This window comes from Microcoleus sp. B7-D4 (genome assembly GCF_036705125.1).
Lineage (GTDB): Bacteria > Cyanobacteriota > Cyanobacteriia > Cyanobacteriales > Microcoleaceae > Microcoleus.
Genome location: NZ_JAUBTT010000255.1, coordinates 1 through 1,501 on the forward strand (window position 1 = coordinate 1; position 1,501 = coordinate 1,501).

Genomic DNA, 1,501 nt, shown 5'->3' on the forward strand with positions numbered 1-1,501 from the left:
GAGTTTAACCTCACATAGCCGCACCATTCTCAACAAGACCGTATCAACCGGCTTTCTCGACCAAAATCTCGGCACCTGCAGCTAAGGGTTCACGGCTGCAAAATTAATTGCCATTCTCCGGCTGTGCTGTTCCAAGCGGGCGTGGGTGTCTCCCCGGCGACGTAAGGCCCCCAGTAGTGGCGAGAACCATCCTGAGCAAAAACCACTAAAATGTCTCCCCGTTTGACTTGTAACTTGCCCTCCGGCAGCGATAGCATCAGTCCCTTGTCGCCACCTTCCCCCGGCGCAAAATCCCAGTGCGCGGGTTTGCCGTAGGATTTCTCGGCTTGCCGTTTCGACAGCAGGGCCACTCGCACTGGGTGTTCGCTGCGGTTGCTGACGCGCAGACTGCCGGCGGCTTTAGCATCTACAGGGATTGAGGAAAGCAATTCCTCCTCTGGATCTGGGGGGGTTGGTGTGGAGTCGGGTTTGGGCTCGCTGGCGGTGTCTGCAGAAGCTGTCGCGACTGGGGAAACGGGGGGTGTGGGGGGATATGCGGTGGCTTGTGAGGGCCAATCGCTGGACTGATTGGAACCGTTGGAGATAGTGATTTCAAAACGTCCTAGAAACATTCCTGTAATTAGGACGATCGACACTCCAATTACGATCTGGTAAATTTTAAGATTCATAAATTTTAGGCTTAAAGGATAGACTGCACCCGCAATGAGTCTTAACTATTTTTAATGTAAAACCAGGGGTTGCTGTGCCACAAGATACAGTTACACTTAATTACTTGACCGTTCTCGGCGATAAGTCGCCGATCGCTCAATACCATCTTAGATGTTAAATTTGAGATTTTAGATGGCGACATACTGACCCCGGTAAGGATTTGGAGTTGGTCGGGAGTGGCATTTTTTGACTCATCGGTATAGCTTTTCATACCAGTTGAAAAAAAGAGTGCCACTATAGGCGCGTACTCCAAACCCCAATAGTAATCAGTAATTCCCCATCTCAAATCTCAAATCTCGAATCTCAAATTGTATAACTTTTATGCAGAATACCCGAATTAACAGATTAATTGATGTTCTGGGCGATCGCTTCCGAGGCTGGCTGAGCAATCCTTGGCGGCGGATTTCGCTCCTGCTAATTAGTCTGCTATTCGGCACTTTTTTGGGAACTGCTATTTCGACGATCGCCGGACAATCTGCGGATTGGGATATTATCGCGGCCGGGCTGTTGGTGTTGTTGACGGAGTTCGCGAGCTGGCTGGTTTACGGCAGCCCGCGGCCTGTAGCCCGTTCTTTTTGGGTGGATATGCTCAATGCTCTGAAAATTGGCGTGACTTACAATTTATTTGTGGAGGCTTTCAAACTAGGCTCGTGAACGAACCTGACGGTCAACTGAGTACAGTTAGACCGCAGGCTTCTTTTTCCTTTTTTTCAAAGGCTTTTTTGAGTGACGGAGTTCCCCCGCCACTTTTGTAACTCAGACCAATTTTTCTTATGAGTTTGGCTGAATTTTC

The 1,501-nt window shown here is 49.4% G+C and carries 3 protein-coding genes; 1 reads left to right on the forward strand and 2 read right to left on the reverse strand.

The window, feature by feature from the left end; all coding sequences use genetic code 11:
• Window positions 1-89 precede the first annotated feature (89 nt).
• Window positions 90-668, reverse strand: coding sequence for a hypothetical protein (locus QUB12_RS37295; RefSeq protein WP_333143670.1), 579 nt, complete (start codon window positions 666-668; stop codon window positions 90-92).
• A 41-nt stretch (window positions 669-709) separates the two neighbouring features.
• On the reverse strand, window positions 710-919 hold the full coding sequence (locus QUB12_RS37300) for a hypothetical protein (RefSeq protein WP_333143669.1): 210 nt from the start codon (window positions 917-919) through the stop codon (window positions 710-712).
• 110 nt (window positions 920-1,029) lie between these two features.
• On the opposite strand from QUB12_RS37300, the gene QUB12_RS37305 reads away from it, so the two are divergent.
• Window positions 1,030-1,362: a DUF565 domain-containing protein gene (locus tag QUB12_RS37305; RefSeq protein WP_333143668.1), complete on the forward strand. Its 333-nt coding sequence runs from the start codon at window positions 1,030-1,032 to the stop codon at window positions 1,360-1,362.
• Window positions 1,363-1,501 lie beyond the last annotated feature (139 nt).

Coding starts and splice junctions, on each gene's coding strand:
- QUB12_RS37295 (WP_333143670.1), bottom strand. CDS start 668: ATGAATCTTAAAATTTACCAGATCGTAATTGGAGTGTCGATCGTCCTA.
- QUB12_RS37300 (WP_333143669.1), bottom strand. CDS start 919: ATGAAAAGCTATACCGATGAGTCAAAAAATGCCACTCCCGACCAACTC.
- QUB12_RS37305 (WP_333143668.1), top strand. CDS start 1,030: ATGCAGAATACCCGAATTAACAGATTAATTGATGTTCTGGGCGATCGC.